This is a genomic window from Turicibacter sp. HGF1 (assembly GCF_000191865.1).
GTDB lineage: Bacteria > Bacillota_I > Bacilli_A > MOL361 > Turicibacteraceae > Turicibacter > Turicibacter sanguinis.
Map to the genome: position 1 here is coordinate 1 of NZ_AEXQ01000032.1, position 3,215 is coordinate 3,215.

3 protein-coding genes are annotated in these 3,215 nt (G+C 31.1%); all 3 read right to left on the reverse strand.

Annotated features, from left to right (window positions below; all coding sequences use genetic code 11):
* On the reverse strand, positions 1-1,053 hold a 1,053-nt coding region (locus HMPREF9402_RS03580; RefSeq protein WP_009606504.1), incomplete at its 3' end, for a lysylphosphatidylglycerol synthase transmembrane domain-containing protein.
* Positions 1,050-1,745 (reverse strand): polysaccharide deacetylase family protein, encoded by a 696-nt coding sequence (locus HMPREF9402_RS03585; RefSeq protein WP_009606505.1) that lies wholly within the window; start codon positions 1,743-1,745, stop codon positions 1,050-1,052. The genes HMPREF9402_RS03580 and HMPREF9402_RS03585, both read right to left, overlap by 4 nt.
* Positions 1,742-2,842: an MGDG synthase family glycosyltransferase gene (locus tag HMPREF9402_RS03590; protein WP_006785002.1), complete on the reverse strand. Its 1,101-nt coding sequence runs from the start codon at positions 2,840-2,842 to the stop codon at positions 1,742-1,744. Before HMPREF9402_RS03590 ends, HMPREF9402_RS03585 begins: the two co-directional genes overlap by 4 nt.
* Positions 2,843-3,215 lie beyond the last annotated feature (373 nt).

A 3,215-nucleotide genomic window follows, 5' to 3' on the forward strand; every position in this document is an offset into this window, starting at 1 on the left:
TGAAGATAAAGCCGTTCTGGGTGGATGATTGGTTTTATCTTTTGATAAAACGATATGAACAATCATTGAAATGATCCCACTTATTAATAAGAATGAATAAAAGCTAATTCCACGACATAATAACATAGCTGGAACTAATAGATGGCTTGCAAAAAATAATTTAAAGACACTCATAAAGGCATTTTCTGAAGCTCCGACTGCACCTGGTAAGGGAATAGAGGAAACAGCTAATGAAACGAGTGCTTGTAAGGAAATAATTTCAAGCATAGTATATGTATTTAAATGAAAGGCTTTGTAGACGAAAAATGGAACAAGATAAGTGGCAGTTAGTTGAATCGTTGTTGTCAATACAATTTGAAGTAGTAAAAGGGGTTGCGTTTTAATGTAAGCTGCGCCTTTTGTATATTCTAAAACGAGTGTTTCTAGTTTTTGACGGGTTGCTTCAACATTTTTTAGAAGTTTCATTTTGGCCAATAAGGTCGTTAAAAAATTAATTAACTGATAAATGAATTTTTTAGAAAACATTGCCATCAAAATTGCAGTCGTTAAAATTAAATTAATAGAGACACTAAAGATTAAGAAATATTTAATTCCATTTAAGTTAGTCATGAGAAAGTCATGATTGACTAAAAAGAGAATTCCACCATATAACATCATGACAATTTGATAAACGACGGTAATAATTAATAAATTTAAGGAAGAGTAAGAAAGATTAATTTTTGCTTTACTCATATAAAACATTTGAGCGGGTTGGCCTCCAGATGAAGAGGGGGTAATCGAACTAAAGTAGAATCCTACGAAAGCAAACCCTAAACATTTAAGATATGAAACCTTTTGTTTTAAAGCTTTCATAATGGAAAAAGTATTCATTGCTTCGCATGCCACAAAAATAAACATCATAGCAAGTCCTAATAGAATGTAAAATGGATTCACCGTTTTGAGTGCTTGGAGAAGCGAACTGATGGATTGATCTTTGAAAATGAAATAACTTGTCAAACCCATTAGGAGTATCATAAATAAAAGACTTAAAGATTGCTTTGTTTTACTATTCATAAAGAACTCCTTTCTGGTGTAACGAAGTGATAACCTTGTTGTTTTAAATGTGGAAGTGTTGTTTTTAATGCCTCAAGCATACGTTTTGGGGCTAAAGGATCGGCATAGGCGCCATGTCCTGAATCATGTAAACATAAGATAGAGGAGTCATTAATTGAATTCAAAATTTTATTTTGAAGAATTAAGCTCATACTATTGTAATCCCAATCGTTAACCATTAAATTCCATAATATCATGGTTAAATCGTGTTTTTTTACAAAGTAATAGGTGAAAAGATTCGTATGTCCCCACGGGGGACGGTAATAATGAGATTTTACACCGATTTCTTCCATGATTTCAAGGCTTTTAGAGAAATCTTTTTTAGTATAAATGTAACTATAAAACCAAGCGTTTCGATGATTTAATGAATGAAGGGCAATCGTATGTCCCTCCATTTGCATACGTCGTACTAATTCAGGGTGTTGCAAAGCATGATCAGCGACGACGAAAAAGGTTGCTTTAATTTGATGTTGTTTCAATAAATCTAATAGTTTTGGGGTATACAAAGGGTTGGGACCATCGTCGAATGTTAGCATAATTCCTTTTTTTGGTGTGGATTTTATTACGTTTTTATTAATCATCTTATTATAATATGTTGGTAAAATAGAGTGGATCATAAACAAAATGATTAAAATTGTAGAAAATAGTTTCATGATGCATACGCTCCTAACTGTACAGATAAAATAATCTCTTCTAATGCATTTTTATCAAATTGTTTTTTTAATTGTTGCATGTTGCGTTTAATCTCATCTAAAGCCTTTGCATCATAAATAAGATTAGAAACCATTTCAATATAATCTGTTTGCTTTTTTTGAATGACATGTCCAAGGCAATGAAGTGAAATAAAGTTCGCGTTATTTACTTCCTGTTGTAAAAATGGTTCAAAGACAAGCAACGGAATTTCAGAATTAATCGCCTCAAATACCGTGATTCCACCTGGTTTAGAAATCATTAAATCAGCTTCTTGCATAAATTTATATACCTGGTCCGTAAATCCAATGACCTCAATATTTTGGTATTTATTATGCAATAAATTAAAAAGACGCTTGTTTTTCCCGGTAATTACCGTTGTTTTAACATGATTTAATTGATTTAGTGCTTCATAAAAAGATTCGGATTTGGGTAAGAGACCAAGACCACCTCCCATAATTAATAATTTCTTTTCATAGCTGTGACTATTTTTAAATGAAGACTCAATCGGTTCATTGAATTCGCGCTTAACAGGGATCCCGATGACTTGTATTTGACTGGCATGCACGCCTTTATTAATAAGGTCCATTTTGATAGAAAGAGAAGCAACTAAATAATAGGTTGTATTTTCATTAATCCATTCACAGTGACTACTTACATCAGTGATACAGGTAACAAAGGGAATTCTTTTTTTCGATTTTTTATCATAGTGAGACAATAACTGAGAACAAAACGGAACGGTTGAAATAATTAAAGTTGGATTTAATTCATTTATTAATTGCTGAAGAGAACGTGAAAAGTAGTCCACTAAAATAGGTTTTTGATTAATTTCTCCTTTTTCTGACAAACGATAGAAAAAGTTATAGCAAGTACTGGCTCGATTAATTAATAAATTAAAACTTTTATACAGGATATTTGAAACTCTGGGAGCTGAATATTCAAAAAAATCAACAATTGAAATTGAAGCATTTGGAAATTTTTGTTGAATTTGCTGTTCGATTGAATGCGAAGCAGAATAATGTCCCATTCCAAATTTAGCAGTTAAAATTAATATTTTCATTTGACATTCTCCTTTTTCCTTTTCATACGAGTATTATAAAAGTTAAATCTTTAGAATTAAGGAGAAAAAGTCTTAAGAAATTTTAAAGATTCTCTAATCAAACCTTAAGAATTAAGGTGATAATTCGAGATTAATGCATATTGTAATAAAAGTATGGATGATTGTCATACTATATATAAATAGAAATATCATTCATCATTTTATCATTCGTCTTAGTATTCAAACTTTTTTGAATACTAAGACGAATGATAGTCGAGGGGTCATTTTACAATAGAATTTAAAATCGTGTGGGTCACTTTAGTAGTGAGTATAGTAAGATTCCTACGCTAGTAGGATATAACATCCTCGATGGTTACGGAAAATAAAAAATTTT